15 protein-coding genes and 3 pseudogenes are annotated in these 15121 nt (G+C 32.1%); 3 read left to right on the forward strand and 15 right to left on the reverse strand.

All coding sequences use genetic code 11. From position 1 onward, the window contains the following. The first annotated feature begins 314 nt into the window (after positions 1 to 314). Positions 315 to 1379 (forward strand): NAD(P)/FAD-dependent oxidoreductase, encoded by a 1065-nt coding sequence (locus tag SOJ_RS10905; RefSeq protein ID WP_002508154.1) that lies wholly within the window; start codon positions 315 to 317, stop codon positions 1377 to 1379. 137 nt (positions 1380 to 1516) lie between these two features. Here SOJ_RS10905 and SOJ_RS10910 read toward each other — a convergent pair whose 3' ends face one another. Then, complete coding sequence (locus tag SOJ_RS10910) at positions 1517 to 1828, reverse strand: YuzD family protein (protein ID WP_002508155.1); 312 nt, start codon at positions 1826 to 1828, stop codon at positions 1517 to 1519. Between the two features lie 106 nt (positions 1829 to 1934). Between SOJ_RS10910 and SOJ_RS10915 the strand changes: the two genes are divergently transcribed. After that, positions 1935 to 2177, forward strand: coding sequence for a NifU family protein (locus SOJ_RS10915; protein ID WP_002483816.1), 243 nt, complete (start codon positions 1935 to 1937; stop codon positions 2175 to 2177). A 546-nt stretch (positions 2178 to 2723) separates the two neighbouring features. Here SOJ_RS10915 and dltD read toward each other — a convergent pair. From dltD to SOJ_RS10960, 9 genes and pseudogenes are all read right to left on the reverse strand, one after another. Further along, a pseudogene (gene dltD / locus SOJ_RS10920) lies at positions 2724 to 3869 on the reverse strand (D-alanyl-lipoteichoic acid biosynthesis protein DltD). Continuing rightward, entirely contained in the window at positions 3866 to 4102 is a 237-nt protein-coding gene (dltC, locus tag SOJ_RS10925; RefSeq protein ID WP_002508158.1) for a D-alanine--poly(phosphoribitol) ligase subunit 2, read from the reverse strand. Before dltC ends, dltD begins: the two are co-directional and overlap by 4 nt. 17 nt (positions 4103 to 4119) lie before the next feature. Continuing rightward, positions 4120 to 5334 (reverse strand): annotated as a pseudogene (dltB, locus tag SOJ_RS10930) (D-alanyl-lipoteichoic acid biosynthesis protein DltB). Further along, positions 5334 to 6794, reverse strand: a complete 1461-nt coding sequence (gene dltA / locus SOJ_RS10935; RefSeq protein ID WP_002508160.1) for a D-alanine--poly(phosphoribitol) ligase subunit DltA — start codon at positions 6792 to 6794, stop codon at positions 5334 to 5336. Before dltA ends, dltB begins: the two are co-directional and overlap by 1 nt. A gap of 14 nt (positions 6795 to 6808) precedes the next feature. After that, on the reverse strand, positions 6809 to 6955 hold the full coding sequence (locus SOJ_RS10940; RefSeq protein ID WP_002508161.1) for a teichoic acid D-Ala incorporation-associated protein DltX: 147 nt from the start codon (positions 6953 to 6955) through the stop codon (positions 6809 to 6811). 289 nt (positions 6956 to 7244) lie between these two features. Then, positions 7245 to 7484 (reverse strand): annotated as a pseudogene (locus SOJ_RS10945) (transposase); the annotation flags it as partial. 98 nt (positions 7485 to 7582) lie between these two features. Further along, on the reverse strand, positions 7583 to 8542 hold the full coding sequence (locus SOJ_RS10950; protein WP_002508162.1) for a 2-hydroxyacid dehydrogenase: 960 nt from the start codon (positions 8540 to 8542) through the stop codon (positions 7583 to 7585). A 10-nt stretch (positions 8543 to 8552) separates the two neighbouring features. Then, positions 8553 to 9332, reverse strand: a complete 780-nt coding sequence (locus SOJ_RS10955; RefSeq protein ID WP_002508163.1) for a TIGR01457 family HAD-type hydrolase — start codon at positions 9330 to 9332, stop codon at positions 8553 to 8555. Between the two features lie 6 nt (positions 9333 to 9338). Next, complete coding sequence (locus SOJ_RS10960; RefSeq protein WP_002512214.1) at positions 9339 to 9770, reverse strand: DUF86 domain-containing protein; 432 nt, start codon at positions 9768 to 9770, stop codon at positions 9339 to 9341. A gap of 148 nt (positions 9771 to 9918) precedes the next feature. On the opposite strand from SOJ_RS10960, the gene SOJ_RS10965 reads away from it, so the two are divergent. Next, the gene (locus SOJ_RS10965; protein WP_002508165.1) at positions 9919 to 10185 is read left to right on the forward strand and encodes a DUF3055 domain-containing protein; all 267 of its coding nucleotides are present in this window, start codon (positions 9919 to 9921) and stop codon (positions 10183 to 10185) included. Positions 10186 to 10410: 225 nt separating this feature from the next. On the opposite strand, the gene SOJ_RS10970 is transcribed toward SOJ_RS10965, so the two are convergent. The 5 genes from SOJ_RS10970 to SOJ_RS10990 all read right to left on the reverse strand — a co-directional run bounded on the left by SOJ_RS10970 (position 10411) and on the right by SOJ_RS10990 (position 14998). Then, positions 10411 to 10794, reverse strand: a complete 384-nt coding sequence (locus SOJ_RS10970) for a YutD family protein (RefSeq protein WP_002508166.1) — start codon at positions 10792 to 10794, stop codon at positions 10411 to 10413. Between the two features lie 167 nt (positions 10795 to 10961). Beyond that, complete coding sequence (gene lipA, locus SOJ_RS10975) at positions 10962 to 11891, reverse strand: lipoyl synthase (RefSeq protein WP_002508167.1); 930 nt, start codon at positions 11889 to 11891, stop codon at positions 10962 to 10964. Positions 11892 to 11972: 81 nt separating this feature from the next. Further along, a complete protein-coding gene (locus SOJ_RS10980) occupies positions 11973 to 13292 on the reverse strand; it encodes a bifunctional metallophosphatase/5'-nucleotidase (protein ID WP_002508168.1) in 1320 nt (439 codons plus the stop codon). A 22-nt stretch (positions 13293 to 13314) separates the two neighbouring features. Continuing rightward, positions 13315 to 14139, reverse strand: coding sequence for a sulfite exporter TauE/SafE family protein (locus SOJ_RS10985; protein WP_002508169.1), 825 nt, complete (start codon positions 14137 to 14139; stop codon positions 13315 to 13317). Between the two features lie 10 nt (positions 14140 to 14149). Further along, entirely contained in the window at positions 14150 to 14998 is an 849-nt protein-coding gene (locus tag SOJ_RS10990) for a DUF72 domain-containing protein (protein ID WP_002508170.1), read from the reverse strand. Positions 14999 to 15121: the final 123 nt, after the last annotated feature.

The raw sequence follows: 15121 nt of genomic DNA on the forward strand, positions 1-15121 counted from the left end.
TCAATTAGCCACATTTATTTATCAAATAGATTGCGTCAAAATAAGCCTTTATTACTTAAGTAGATGAAATAATAAATTCTGTTACAAATTAAATGTAATTACAAATAATAAAGTATCTACTTTATTTGTAGAAGTATTCAAAAAGGCTTATAATATATCTAAGTAAGCTGATTATAGAAAATTGGTATATCGATGAAAGACGAAATATGATTTAACCACATTATATTTAATAACTTACATTGACGAGTTGAAGATAAAATACATCTCATTTTATCTTCATGCTCAATACAATTTTTACTAGAGGGGTATCACAAATGAAAAACTTAGTCTTATTAGGTGGCGGCTATGGAAATATGCGCATCATGTCACATATTTTACCATCTGCACTTCCTGAAAATTATACGGTCACATTAATTGATCGTATGCCTTACCACTGTTTAAAGCCAGAGTTTTATGAGTTGGCTGCTGGTACTAAATCTGATAAGGATGTTCGTATGAATTTTCCTGATTCTGATCGCATCAACAATGTTTTTGGAGAAATTAATGATATCGATTTAGAAGATCAAATTATTTCCGTTGGCAATACGAAAGTAGATTATGATGAATTAGTGATTGGTTTAGGCTGTGAAGATAAGTATCACAGTGTGCCAGGTGCTGAAGAATACACACATAGTATTCAAACATTATCTAAATCTCGTGAGACATTCCACCATTTAAGCGAATTACCAAATGGCGCCAAAGTAGGTATCGTTGGTGCTGGGTTAAGTGGTATCGAATTAGCAAGTGAACTACGTGAAAGTCGAGAAGATTTAAAAATCTACCTCTATGACAGAGGCGAACGTATTCTACGTCGTTTTCCTGAAAAGTTAAGTCAATATATTGAAAATTGGTTTAAGAAAAATGATGTAACTGTAGTACCAAACTCTGATATTAATCGCGTAGAACCAGGCTGTATCTATAATAATGATGTACCTGAAGAATTAGATTTAGTCGTATGGACTGCAGGTATTCAACCTGTTGAGGTAGTTAGAAACCTTCCAATAGACATTAGTAAAGGTGGCCGTGTTATTTTAAATCAATATCACCAAGTGCCTACCTACAAAAACGTCTATGTGGTAGGTGACTGTGCAGAATTACCGCACGCACCAAGTGCACAGCTCGCTGAAGCACAAGGTGATCAAATTGCAGATGTTATGAAATTACAATGGCAAGGTAAAGCACTTCCAGAAAAAATGCCTGAAATTAAAGTTCAAGGTTTCCTCGGCTCACTTGGGGATAAAAAAGGATTTGCTTATATAATGGACCGAACTGTTACCGGCCGCTTAGCTTCTATTTTAAAATCAGGCGTGTTATGGTTATATAAATACCATAACGGTTAAAAAGTACTCTCTCCTCAAATTAGTAATACGAAAAACAAATTTGGACAATAAAGCGCTTAAGACATTATAATAAGATGTCTCAAGCGCTTTATCTTTTTAAAACGTAATATTTAATTGAAAGATTAAATAGGATGTGATTAATGCGCATCCATAAATTTCGTTATATCTTTTAATTGTACATAACCATCTGATACATATTCTTCATTTATAGTAACTAATGGATAGAATAATTCATCTTCTTGAATGCGTTCAATATACTGTTGGTCATGATCTGTTAAGTTCTCAGTATCTTTTTCAATATCAATATATGTGAATTCAAACTGAACATCTGGATATTTCCTTTTTAATAATGGTTGTAACCAATCGTAAGTATTGCGTGCTGTTGGCGCATTAACGCAACTTGCACAAACAATATCTGCACCATAAACGATGACACTAGCTTTATTCATTTTAACATTCCCCTTTTGTATTGATTGATAGATTTTTCCTTATCTTTCTATTATAATAAAAAGATAAGTAGAATATGAAATAACTCACTTGAAAGGAGGCATTTCCATGCCAACTGAAAACGTAACAATGTTTGATCAAGTAGCAGAAGTAATTGAAAAACTTCGTCCCTTCTTACTACGTGATGGCGGTGACTGTTCACTCGTTGATGTAGAAGATGGTATTGTTAAACTACAATTACATGGTGCATGTGGTACATGCCCTAGTTCAACAATCACTTTAAAAGCAGGTATTGAACGTGCTTTGCATGAAGAAGTACCAGGAGTAATCGAAGTAGAACAAGTATTCTAATTGATATATTCATATATAGATAACATCTCAAGATTAAGTTTCTTTCGAGCACTTTAATTAACTATTTCATTTTTGTAATGCGAATAGTTTCAAAGCATAGTCAAGCTAAACGAATAACATCGTTTAGCTTTTTATTTTGCAAAAATTACAAGTGCTTTACTAGAAATGTATTCTCCGTCATAATATCAATTTTCCGACTGATTATACAATATTCCGTACTTTTCCACCGTATATTTCTAGTGAATGCCACTTTTTGGATTGCTTAAAGTTAAACAAGAAGTGGAGTTATTTTAATGGCAATAAGCGTAAAGAAAATTGTTGATCATCGAGCTACTCAAATATATAAAACATAAAAATGATGGCTTCTATTTTATTTCACATAGAAACCATCATTTTTCAGTTATCTAAGAAGCTTATGTTCCAGATTTAATCCATAATTTTAACTATAAAAAAGAATAGAAGCGTTGAAACTTTCACATTTTCAATTCAGACAACAACTTGATTGATTTAACAATAGACTCTGAAACTTGTTAGTAAAATGCTAAATTATTCTTGTAAGTGTTGATTAATTCTTTCGCTTATATACACCCAGCCTTTCCATCCAATATGTACTGCATCACTTACAATATATGGTTCATAATCTTTATCTGACATATCATAAACGTCTCCACCATGTTCTACAATTGTTTGATTAATTTTTTTATAGATACCTTGTCTTCTCTGTTTATCAATACCAATATAATCATACCACTTACCATTAGATGGTAAGATTATATATTCAACATCAGCCCCAGCTTCGTTTAGTGTGTCTACTAACAATGCTAAATCATTAAACTCTGGAGAGTTAATATTAAACTCATAATCTCTATTTATTTTACGTTTATGACTTTTTATTAAATCCCAATATTCATCTCTAATACCAAACTCATTTGATTTCGTTCGTGCTTCACCATATTTTTCTGCTTGCTTTTGAATATCCTCCCATGACTGACCTTCTTGAGTTACAGGTTTAACTTGCGATAATGGAGAAGAAGTTAACGGAAACATCGCTTTTATTAATTCAATTTTTTTCAATTGATTATCTGTGAAAGATGAAATATAAGTATCCTTAACATTTTGGGGTTGTTGTGCTACTTTTTCCAAATAGGGCTTATTTTCAGCATCTTTAAACTATAACAGTCTTTTAGCAAAACGTTGTTTAAGTTCAGGGCTTAACTTATTTTGTTTAAACAGTTGGTTTAACTGCCCTTTAGCAATACGTGCTTTAAAATTTTCAGATGTTAAACCATTATTAGTAAACCATTGCGGTGATACAATAAACGCTATCTTTTTACCTTTAAGATTATCATATTGCGAACCAATTTCTACTGCATTGACTAAATCTGTTGAACCACCTGTTCCAATTAAAAATGGTTTGTCGGGAATATTTTTATCATTGTTTATTAATAAAGCTGGGTTAAAAGGATCATCTTTTTCAAGTTCACTCGAACCGTAAATTGGATAATATGCATCAGATTCATACATCTTATCTTGAATTAATGTTCCTTTTAACACTTGATCTGATAACGATATACGTTGTGTTTCTAAAGTTTTTGAATTAATTAATCCTGTAAACCAACTTACTGGTATAGCTAAGAAAATTCCAAACAATATAAGACTTGCGATGATTGGTATAAATGGTTTTAGTTTCATCTTAATTCTTCTAAAACCGCTACTATTTTATTTGGTGTTTCCCATTCGTCTCTATCAAAATCCATGATTGAAACCTCTATATCTAATTTGTTTTGTATTTCTAGTAAAAGTCCCACTGTTTGAAAAGAGTCTATTATACCTTCTTCAAATAATTCAACATCTGGATTTTCTTTAACGATACTATTTTCAGCTACTTCTTCTAATAAATCTAAAACTTGTTTTCTAAATTCCATAAAAATTCCTCCTATTTTTAAAACAGTTTTCCAGAAAATATCAGAAAACCAAACGTTACAAAATGAAATGTGATAATGATACTTAACATTGTTGTAAATAGATTTTGCCATCGTGGCGGATGATTTTTTCTCCACTTTTCCTAATAACCGTAGCCAATAAAAAGTACCGCATGATATAAACCATATAAAATATAATGGATTTCAATACCATGCCACACACCCATGATTAAAAAGTTAAGTGAAAATGCAATATTGGACATCGCAAATTGACTTTTCAATAATTTTTTCTTTGACATAAAGAATAATGATCTCATATATATACAATCTCTGAACCAAAACGATAATGACATATGCCATCTATTCCAAAAATCTTTAATATTTTTAGCTTTAAAAGGTTGCTTAAAGTTTTGAGGAGTTTGTATGCCATACAAATAACTAAATGCAATGGCAAACAACGAATAACCTGCAAAATCAAAAAATAAATATAAACTATAGGCATACATATACAGCCATTTTGCAGTAAAGCTCGTAAAATCTAACATGAGTGGATTGATTGCATACATTTGGATTAAGTACGCAATAATATATTTATACAAAAATCCAAGCATTATAAAATGAATTGCTTTAACTAATAGTTCACGATAACGTTCTCCATTAGGTATTTTATTATCATCTTTTACAAATCGTTTATAACGATCGATTGGTCCAGATGAAATGGTTGGAAAGAATGAAATAAATTGTATGACTTTCCAACTTTTTATTTCTTTAATTGAGCCGTCACGTATTTCCATCAATAATTGAACACTTTTAAAAGTTACATATGAAATACCTAAAAATCCTATAAATTCTATGACTTTATTTTCATGAAGTTTCAGCTGTGCAGCTCCAAACCAAGAACTTTGCATCACTTTCACAATAATTAACGGTAATATAGATAATGTGATGACCATAAAAAATTTACTGAATGTATTATTTTTAGCTCGATATTTCCAATAATACATAATAATTAAAACTTGCCAAATCGTATAGAGCAAAAAATTTATAACTTGAACACTTAAATAATCCTGTCCAAGTAAATTGTGTTTTTCAGATGAGAAAATAAGTACAATCATTATTACAGTACTCACACCATTATATATGCGGCTTCTTTTACCCATAAGACCAAGAATAATGACGGGTATTAATACTATAGTTGCTATGAGAAAAAACGTAAATGTGCCATATGGAATCATTACATTACATCCTCAGCAATCTTTTTACGATCTAATTTACCATTTACTGTTAAAGGCAATTTATCTTGGAATATAACTTTCCTTGGAATCATATATTCTGGTATCCGTTGTTTTAATTCATATTTGATGTTATGAATTGCTTCTTGTTCATTTTCCACACGGTCAGCTTCATTTACTACGATTACAGCATTTAAATGTATAACTTTATTACCTTTGTATATTGGCACTACTATAGCTTCCTTGATACATGCTATTTGGCCTAATTGAAATTCTATTTCTTCTAATTCCATTCTGTAACCATTTAATTTAATTTGAAAATCTATACGACCATTGATAAACCATTGGTCATCTCTTATTTCTGCTTTGTCACCTGTATAATAGTACTTTTTATTATTATTTATTTTAAACACTTCATTAGAACGAACCTCATCTTTGACGTATCCCGCGCTTACACACTTTCCAGAAATAACAAGCTCACCTTTATCTGTCAGTGATAAAGATGTACCTGGTCTTGGAACGCCCACCGGTAAAGGATTATATCGCTCAATTACCGCTTCAGTAATCAATATACTCGTAACAGCTACAGTTGCTTCTGTAGGACCATATGTGTTGTATATATAAGCAGATGGAAAACGCTGTAATAACATTTGAGCAGTTCTATGTGCCAAAATTTCACCACAAAAGAAAAATTCTTTTAAACTCGTGTATGTTGTCTCAGATAAATTGGGTAGCATTAAACACATCTCCATAAAGGATGGTGTTGAAACCCATATATTTATTTTTGAATGCTCCAGCATTTGATTTAATAGTTTAGGTTTATTAATCATCGTTTTATCTACTAAATTTAATGTACCTGCAGTTGTGATACATGGATAAACTGCCATCACTGATAAATCAAATGAAAATGGTGCTTGATTTAACCATTGTTGCTTATGACCTAATTTATTAAGGTCAACCATCCATTTAGTGAATTGATTCAAACTTTCATAACTTATTTGAACTCCTTTAGGTTCGCCTGTAGAGCCAGATGTGAATATCGTATAAGCAATATTCTCTCCTACCATCCTAGAATCAAATTGCTCCATGTTTAATGCGCTTGTCATCATACTCTGTTCTATCACATTAATTCCCTTTATATTTATATCATTTTCAGTTGTATTGAATATAAATTGACCTTCTATTTTTTCAATAATGGACTGAATACGCTCATGAGGTATAGATGTATCAATTGGAACATAACCGCAACCAGCTTTTATACTTGCTAACATACCGACAATCATAAATGGAGACATGTGACCATATAAAATGAGCGGTCGCTTAGAATCTTTAATAATGTCAGCCAGTATATTTGAATATTGGTTCAATTCACGATAAGTCAAACTCTCATTATTATGTTGAATTGCTTTATGATCAGGGTGATTTTGGGCATTTTCAATTAGTGCTTGTATAATATCTTTCATGCTTCTCTCCTCTATTAAAATTCATTATAAATAAAGTTATTATGAGTATCGCCGGTACCATATATGAGATACAGCGCTATAAAAATAGCAAAATAAAGCAGCGTTATGAGCCAAGGTTTTAACTTATTAAATAATGAATCTTGTTCTATTTTTTTACTCATTGGTCACCTCTTCTTTTCATTTCAGACTAAACTATAATTAAATTATGTAATAAATAAAATTTTATTAGTTAAAGCAATTTACATTGCGTTAACATTTTACTAATATATTATACATTTTTTACGACAGATTGACAATTGAATAAACAAATTTATATATAACAAAAGTGTTATATTGAATAACGCATAAAAAAGAGTGGGATTACTTTTTTTAAAATATTAATATAACAAAGTGAGTTTCATGAAAAGTTGTGCATAAAAAAACTGCTAATAAAGTCTTTGACTTTGTTAGCAGAAATATAGACTCATTATCAATGAGTTTTTGTTCTATAAGTTGGGTTCTAAAGTTAACAAATAGGGACTTTAATAATTTATCCATGATTGGATGTACTCTAAAACGATTGATTATTCTATATGATGGTTTTTGATTTTGAGATAACCACATCATACGAACACTATCGGAAAGTGCAGCTTCAATTCTTCGTCCAGAAAATATTGATTGTGTATAAGCAGAAAGAATTATTTTTAACATAGAAAAGCAGCAATCCATTAGAAACTAATAGATTGCTGCTTTTAATTTGAGAATGGGATATTTATGTCCCATTCTCTCTGAGAAGGTGTAATTTAATTTTATGAAATCGGTGTTTTAGCCTGTTTATGACTTAACACTAAGCGTATATTATCTACACAAAGTTGAATCATGCGATTTCTCGTTACTACAGATGCACTACCAATATGTGGTAAAATGACTGCATTTTTCATTGATAACAATGGATGTGTCATATCAATCGGTTCTTGACGTAAGACATCCAAACCACATGCACCAATTTCTCCATCTTGTAAAGCATTAACAAGTGCTTGCTCATCAACAACTGCACCTCGGCCGATGTTAATGAATATCGCATCATTTTTCATCTTTTTGAATGCAGCAGTATCAAATTTATTTCTTGTATCTTCAGTAAGTGGCGCTGTACAAATAATAAAATCACTATGCTCAAGCATTGTATCAAAAGGCACGTATAAAGCGCCTAATGCTTCTTCAGCATCTTTATGTCTTGACCTATTGTGATACATGATATTTGCATTGAATCCTTTCAAGCGTCTCGCAAAGGCTTTTCCGATATCACCCATGCCGTAGATGCCTACCTTAGCATTATATAAATCTTTACCTGCCAAAAGATATGGCCCCCAACTTTGCCATTCCCCTCTTTGTACGTATTGTTCCGCTTCAACAATGCGTCTTGCCACGGTCAGCATCAAAGTGAAGCCTAGCTCTGCTGTTGTCTCAGTTAACACGCCAGGCGTATTCGTAACAACAATCCCTTTACTTTGTACTAGTTGGACATCTATATTATCGAAACCAACTGCCATATTTGCAATCACTTTCAAATGAGGTGCTGCTTCTATAACTTCTTCGTCAATTTTTTCACTTAAAGTTATAAGACAGGCAGTTGCATCTTTTAAAGATGCCAAAAATTTATCTCTTGGCATTGGTGTATAAGATTCATTCCAAACTTCTACATCTGCAAGTGTTTCTAATTGTTCTATAAATGACTTAGGTATTTTTCTACTAACGACTATTTTATTCATACAATCACCCCTACATTTTGAGTTCTTTGATCACTTCATTCAAATCTTTAAACGTATAAGTCGGAGGTATTTCTTTGAGTACGATTTGTTCCTTAGTTGTGACACCTGTTTGTACATGTATCGTATCAATGTCCACATTAATTCCTGAAAGAATATCCGTATCATATAAATCTCCAACCATAGCTACTTCTGAACGCTCTAAATCTAAAATTTCCAATGCTTTTTTCATAATAATAGGTTCAGGTTTACCGATAAATGTCGGTTGAATACCTGTAGATACTGTTACAACACTCGTAATAGCACCGTTACCTGGTAAGAAGCCTCGTTCTTTAGGTATCGACACATCTTGATTTGTTGATATAAATTTCGCACCATTACGTACGCCTAATGTTGCAGTAGTCAATTTTTCATATGTAACTGCTTCATCTAATCCAATTACTACGTAATCCACAAACTCATCGTCTTTCAATATTAATCCGTGACTTGTTAGTGCTTTTTCAAGGCCGCTACCACCTAACATATAAACAGTAGCACCTGGAGATTCTTCTGAAATGTATTCAGCAGTTGCAAGTGCGGAAGTAACTACTTCGTCTGCCTTTGCATCTACACCCATTGTATGTAATTTTGAAGCTACTTCTTCTGGTTCTTTCGTAGAATTGTTCGTTACGTATAAATGTGGAATTTGTTGTTGGTTTAGATATTCTATAAATTGCGTTGCACCATCAATAGTTTCATTACCTTTATACATCGTGCCATCTAAATCAATAAGATAAGCTTTGTAATTTTTCATTAATATTTACTCTCCTTTTTTACCAAAAGCTGTAACTGGCACATCTTCACTTTTTAGAAAACGTATGACTTCTTCAATAAATTGTTGATAATAAGGCACCGTCTCATCAAAAAGTGGTATAAGACTAGCCGTATCAAGCTCATCATAATAGTGGACGAATTGTTTTCTTACATCGACCGTTTTGTTAATGTGAACTTGTGTGTCTTTAGAAATCACTTTTTCTAATTCTAAAATATCGATAACGTCTTTATAGTTACCTGGATCTCTTAATATAAAGCCATCAATAACCATATTTCCGATATCTACAGCTGACTCTATAAACATTTGTGCAATACGTTCAAACGCATAGTGATTATCTTTACTTTGAGGATAATCTGTAATTAATTGTTGTAAATAATTTAACTTTGTATTCAATTTTTCTTTATTAACAAAATACATCATCGTCACCCCTATCATTCTAATCATACCATACCTTTGCAGTCGAATTCATTTATCGTTATACTGTGAATTAAGACTTTTTAATCATGAAAAAAGAATCAACTACTGTATTATATTATAAGTCACACACTAAGAGGAGTGTTATAAAATGATTGATATGTATCTATATGATGACGACGAATCAGCTCAAGTCCAATTTGTCGGATTTGTAGGTGAACATAGTCGTTACGATTTGATGTTAGTCCAAACCAATCGTCATTTTGGTAAAACTATCGTATTAAATATGCAAACAAATAAATTTGGGATTATCGGCACAGATGATTTGGAAGAAGAAGGTTACATCTCATATATACTTGGTGTTAATGAAGATGAAGGAAATGAAATCACCGAATATTTAAATGAAGTCATTCAATAGTTATTAACTATTAGAAAGCTTCATTAATTTTATATCACATTTGCATATGAGACTCCTAGGAAACAACGGGTGTCACATACTACAGGAACAATACATATGCCTATGCCTACATAATCAAAATCGTAATATTTAAATATAGCAAAAGAACTCATCCACAAATTTTAATGGATGAGTTCTTTTTAAAACGAGAGCTTTATGTTCTGTTCCCTTTTTATTAATCAACATTTATTTTTCTGTATCTTGAATACTCGGCTTAATCTTTACATCTTGTAATTTATTTTCTTCAAAATCATGATCAACCTCTTCAGTTTCATCTACATATGCTTTAAGTTCTTGTTCTGGAATACGTCTCAAGATAAAATATGGGCAACCAAAATTACAATATTCTAATAAATAATCTTGTATTGTCGAAAAACGTTTGCTCAACTCTGCCTTTTTGTTTTTATCAGTATAAAAACCTTTTAATCTTAATTGTTCGTAACCAAAGTCACCTACAACGTAATCATACTTATCTAATATGTCAGAATAACGATTTGCGAAGGTTTCCTCGTCAAAACATTCTCTATACTCTTCTATGATTTCAAAGTAGTGTTCATTCACTTTTATCATTTCATTCACCTAATCTAAGTATACTATCCATGCATTCAATGAACGTCCAACTGCTATAGTCAGGCTGGTGCTATGCAATATATACTTTATATTTCTAATAAAGACTTAGCCCATAAAGTGAAGCTAAATTAAGCACACTTAACAAATGAACTAAGTCTTATTTACTATTAAATCTTTGTATCAGTACCCAATTTTTCTTCACCAATACGATGTTTTTCTTTGGCAGCTGCATTCACTTGTTCATCTGCATGATATGAGCTTCTTACAAGCGGACCAGCTTGGCAATGTTTGAAACCTTTATCCATCGCAATTTTTCTTAATTTACCAAATTCCAATGGTGTATAGTATTTTTCAACTTTTAAGTGTTTACGTGAAGGTTGCAAATATTGACCTATTGTTAAGATATCAACATCATTTGCTCGTAAGTCATCCATTGTTTCATAGATTTCTTCATGTGTTTCACCTAAACCTACCATTAAACTTGATTTAGTTGGAATATCGGGTTGTAACTCTTTAGAGCGTCTTAAGAACTCTAACGTACGATCATACGTTGCTCTTGCACGAACTGTCGGCGTTAATCGGCGGACTGTCTCGATATTGTGGTTTAAAATATCTGGTTTTGAAGCCATTAATGTTTCTAACGCTTCAAAATCTCCACCCATATCTGATGGCAATATTTCTATTGAAGTAAACGGATTACGTTCACGCACTTTACGTACCGTCTCAGCATAAACATTTGAACCAGCGTCTCTTAAATCATCGCGTGCTACTGCTGTTATAACAACATGTTTTAAGTTCATTAATTCAACAGATTCAGCCACACGTTCTGGCTCATCTAAATCTAACTCGTTAGGTAATCCTGTCTTAACTGCACAGAAACGACAAGCACGTGTACATACTGCACCTAAAATCATAAATGTAGCAGTACGGCGTTCTCCCCAACATTCATGTATATTGGGACACTTTGCTTCTTCACAAACTGTATTCAAATTCTTTTCGCGCATCATTTTCTTCAGACCAGTGTAGTTCTCATTAGTGTTCAGCTTTATTTTCAGCCAATCTGGTTTACGTAAAATTTCTTCATTTTTAGTAGCCATATCCGCACAATCCTCCTGAGTTTGAAATCTGTAATCATTATAACGAAATTTTCAATAAATTAAAACGTATATTGTTAATTTTTAAAATTCTAGTAATTTTTCCTTGAAAATATCTCTTAAGAACTCAGGCATTAAGTAATCTATAGCCTCATCTTTTAACATTGGGAAATAACGACCGAATGTGTACATATCAACTGTCCCTAAAATGTAAGTCGCTTCATCATCAATTTCTTCGCCGTTAATAAAGTAACGTGATTCAGATTCTATAAAACCTAAATTATATAATATATATCCACCAAATATATTACCTCTAAAGCCTAAACCTTGTGCATGCTCATGAATATATTCTTGTTTCTGGCTTTTTATTATAACGTTTTTCAATTCTTGTCCACTTAATTTAATCCTTACTGCATTAATTGGGTGAGGTAGCATCTGATGAATATCATATTCAGTAACTTGATCTGCAATGACACCTTTAACGATTAATCCAGCATTGATAATCGTACAGTCAGCATTCGTAAATTCAAATATACTTTCAGCAAGCATATGCGCCGTTTGCGTAATAACATCTGTTCTACGTGGCAGCTCGATTTGTCGATCGACAATAGGTTCACTTAAAAGTGCCTTACCTTCAGCTTCAAAACCTGTTTCAACTTCAGGCAAAGTTTCAACTGGATATATCGTAGCTTCTTTTCTAACAACTTGTTTGTTTTCAATTTCAAGAGTAACTTCACCTAAAAAATTGCCATATTTACCTGCTGCTGCCATTAATACACCGTTATTCATTTCACCATTTTCAAAATAATGATGAGTATGACTACCTAAAATAAGGTCAATTTCAGGAATTTCTTGGCATAACTTTTCATCGAAGAAAACACCGACATGACTCATAATAATTAATAAATCATACTCCCCTTCATTAGCACTAATTTCATCTTTTATTGCTTCTAAAGGATTAGTTACTACCCAATCAAGTGCTCTATAAAAAGGCGTAAATGGTGCAGTAGCTGCAATAAATAAAATGCGTACACCATCTATAACTTTAATTAAAGATGTTGATATATGATTTGGTAATTGTCCTTGTTCATCAAAAACATTGGCACATGTCACTTCGAAGTTCGCATCATCATAAAGTGTATTTAAAGCTTCATGTGAAATTGTCATACCTTCATTATTTCCTATCGTGGCAATATCACACTGTGCTTTATTTAACAGTTCAACATTTTTTGTACCCATCGTTGCCTCAGTAACTGGCGCAGATAAGTCAACATGGTCGCCAATATCTAAATAGAGTGAGGGATGATCTAGTTTCGGTCTATCTTCGGCTAAATATTTTGAAATTCGTGCATATTCATGTAAATGACTATGTATATCATTTGTATGATAAATCGTTAGTTTCATCTATAATTTCCCTCCTCTTACTTTATAGGAATGATTTTATTATTAAATATATACCCATAATTAACATAAATGTACGTAATAAAAAGACTACTGTATCTGATTTTATGGATTGATTCACTTTCACGCCTAGTTTAGCACCAAAATAACTCGCAATAATTAGGACGATAGCATATGACCACGCGACATGCCCTTGTACAATGTGTCCTGCTGAACTCATTATACTTGTGAAAAATATCATCATCATACTTGTACCAACTGCCACATGAGGCGGGAACCTAAATACAATAAGCATTAATGGTGTCATTAATGCACCGCCACCAATGCCGAATAATCCAGTTAAAGTACCAATAAATAGTGTCGCAATAAATGCTACTAGCGGCGGTACACTATAATGATATTTTTTACCAGTACCATCGACATAACTACGCTCATATTTGGGTTTATCAAATATTTTAAATGGTTTAATCTTATTTCTTATAATCAGTAAGATGGATACAATGATTAAGAATATACCAAAATATAAATTAAAGGATTCTAACGTTAAATAGCGACTTAGTAACGCTCCAATTAAAGAACCAGGCAATAAGCCAAATAAAAATATTGATCCGTTTTTCACATCTACTTGCTTTGTTTTTAAATAACCTAAAGTTGAAGTTAAACCCGTCACTATTAAAATAACGGAAGATGTTCCTATAGCGATTTGAGGCGTGATACCTTCTAATAGGTTATTCTCTACCCCAAGATATATCAAAGTAGGCACGATAATGATACCGCCACCGATGCCCACAATAGAGCCTAAAATTGCTGATAACCCTCCAATTAAAATCAATAATATAATTGTTAACATGTAATCTCTCCTAGAATAATTTTAATTGTTGCGGTGCTAACCCTTGATAATCAATGCCTAATATTTTTTGGTAAGTTTTTGCATTTTGAGCAGCATGGCCACCAGAATTATTATTAAAAACAACGTAAATGTTTTTAGCTTTGTGTTCTAATACTTTCATTTTACTTACTAAATCTTTTAATTCTTGTTCATTATAATCGTATAAATACCTTACATCTCTCCATGCTTCATCCGTCATATCTTTTTTAGTCCAGCCGTGAACATTTCTCCCATGATACCTAACAAATGCAGTTTCATGCGTAATGCGATTAACTAACGGAATCGAACCTTGACCTGCTTGTGGTTCATCACACACGGAATGTATTATTTGTTGCTGCGTTAAAAACGCTAATGTTTCTTCTTTATAAGCATCATTAAACCATGATCGATTACGAAATTCTACACACATAGGAAATGCTTTTAATTGCTCACGAATATAGCGTATATATGTAATATTCTGAACTGTACAATCAAACCATGGTGGAAATTGTACTAATACCATAGCCAGTTTATTTTCGTCTTTTAATGGTTCTAGCATCGCTTTAAATTGATCAAATAGGATTTGCCTAGTTTCTGCATAATCATGATAATCAGCATGCAAAGTTAATGCTTGATGTATCTTTACGACAAATTCAAAGCGTTTAGGTGTTTCTCTTATCCATTTTCTTATATTTCTTTCAGGTTGAATTGCATAATAAGTAGCATCTAATTCTACTATCGGGAAATGACTTGCATATGTCACTAGTTTATCTGCTTTTCGTTGCAAGTCTTCGTATAATGAATCATGATCGCCCCAACCCGTTAATCCAATATTTATCATAGTATCACCAATGTAATGATACCATATATGTTTTATTGGATTCACTTGATTAAATTTAATTTACTATAACTTTAAAAAACAAGAGATTTCTATAATATACAGAGTACACTTAGCCTAATTTAC

The organism is Staphylococcus sp. OJ82 (assembly GCF_000294465.1).
In the GTDB taxonomy this organism is placed as follows: domain Bacteria; phylum Bacillota; class Bacilli; order Staphylococcales; family Staphylococcaceae; genus Staphylococcus; species Staphylococcus equorum.

Excerpts from the sequence above, each read along its gene's own strand:
- SOJ_RS10905 (WP_002508154.1), top strand. The coding sequence starts at position 315 with ATGAAAAACTTAGTCTTATTAGGTGGCGGCTATGGAAATATGCGCATC.
- SOJ_RS10990 (WP_002508170.1), bottom strand. The coding sequence starts at position 14,998 with ATGATAAATATTGGATTAACGGGTTGGGGCGATCATGATTCATTATAC.
- SOJ_RS10985 (WP_002508169.1), bottom strand. The coding sequence starts at position 14,139 with ATGTTAACAATTATATTATTGATTTTAATTGGAGGGTTATCAGCAATT.
- dltA (WP_002508160.1), bottom strand. The coding sequence starts at position 6,794 with ATGAAAGATATTATACAAGCACTAATTGAAAATGCCCAAAATCACCCT.
- SOJ_RS10980 (WP_002508168.1), bottom strand. The coding sequence starts at position 13,292 with ATGAAACTAACGATTTATCATACAAATGATATACATAGTCATTTACAT.
- SOJ_RS10910 (WP_002508155.1), bottom strand. The coding sequence starts at position 1,828 with ATGAATAAAGCTAGTGTCATCGTTTATGGTGCAGATATTGTTTGTGCA.
- SOJ_RS10955 (WP_002508163.1), bottom strand. The coding sequence starts at position 9,332 with ATGAAAAATTACAAAGCTTATCTTATTGATTTAGATGGCACGATGTAT.
- SOJ_RS10960 (WP_002512214.1), bottom strand. The coding sequence starts at position 9,770 with ATGTATTTTGTTAATAAAGAAAAATTGAATACAAAGTTAAATTATTTA.
- lipA (WP_002508167.1), bottom strand. The coding sequence starts at position 11,891 with ATGGCTACTAAAAATGAAGAAATTTTACGTAAACCAGATTGGCTGAAA.
- SOJ_RS10940 (WP_002508161.1), bottom strand. The coding sequence starts at position 6,955 with ATGAGTAAAAAAATAGAACAAGATTCATTATTTAATAAGTTAAAACCT.
- SOJ_RS10970 (WP_002508166.1), bottom strand. The coding sequence starts at position 10,794 with ATGATAAAAGTGAATGAACACTACTTTGAAATCATAGAAGAGTATAGA.
- dltC (WP_002508158.1), bottom strand. The coding sequence starts at position 4,102 with ATGGAATTTAGAAAACAAGTTTTAGATTTATTAGAAGAAGTAGCTGAA.
- SOJ_RS10965 (WP_002508165.1), top strand. The coding sequence starts at position 9,919 with ATGATTGATATGTATCTATATGATGACGACGAATCAGCTCAAGTCCAA.
- SOJ_RS10950 (WP_002508162.1), bottom strand. The coding sequence starts at position 8,542 with ATGAATAAAATAGTCGTTAGTAGAAAAATACCTAAGTCATTTATAGAA.
- SOJ_RS10915 (WP_002483816.1), top strand. The coding sequence starts at position 1,935 with ATGCCAACTGAAAACGTAACAATGTTTGATCAAGTAGCAGAAGTAATT.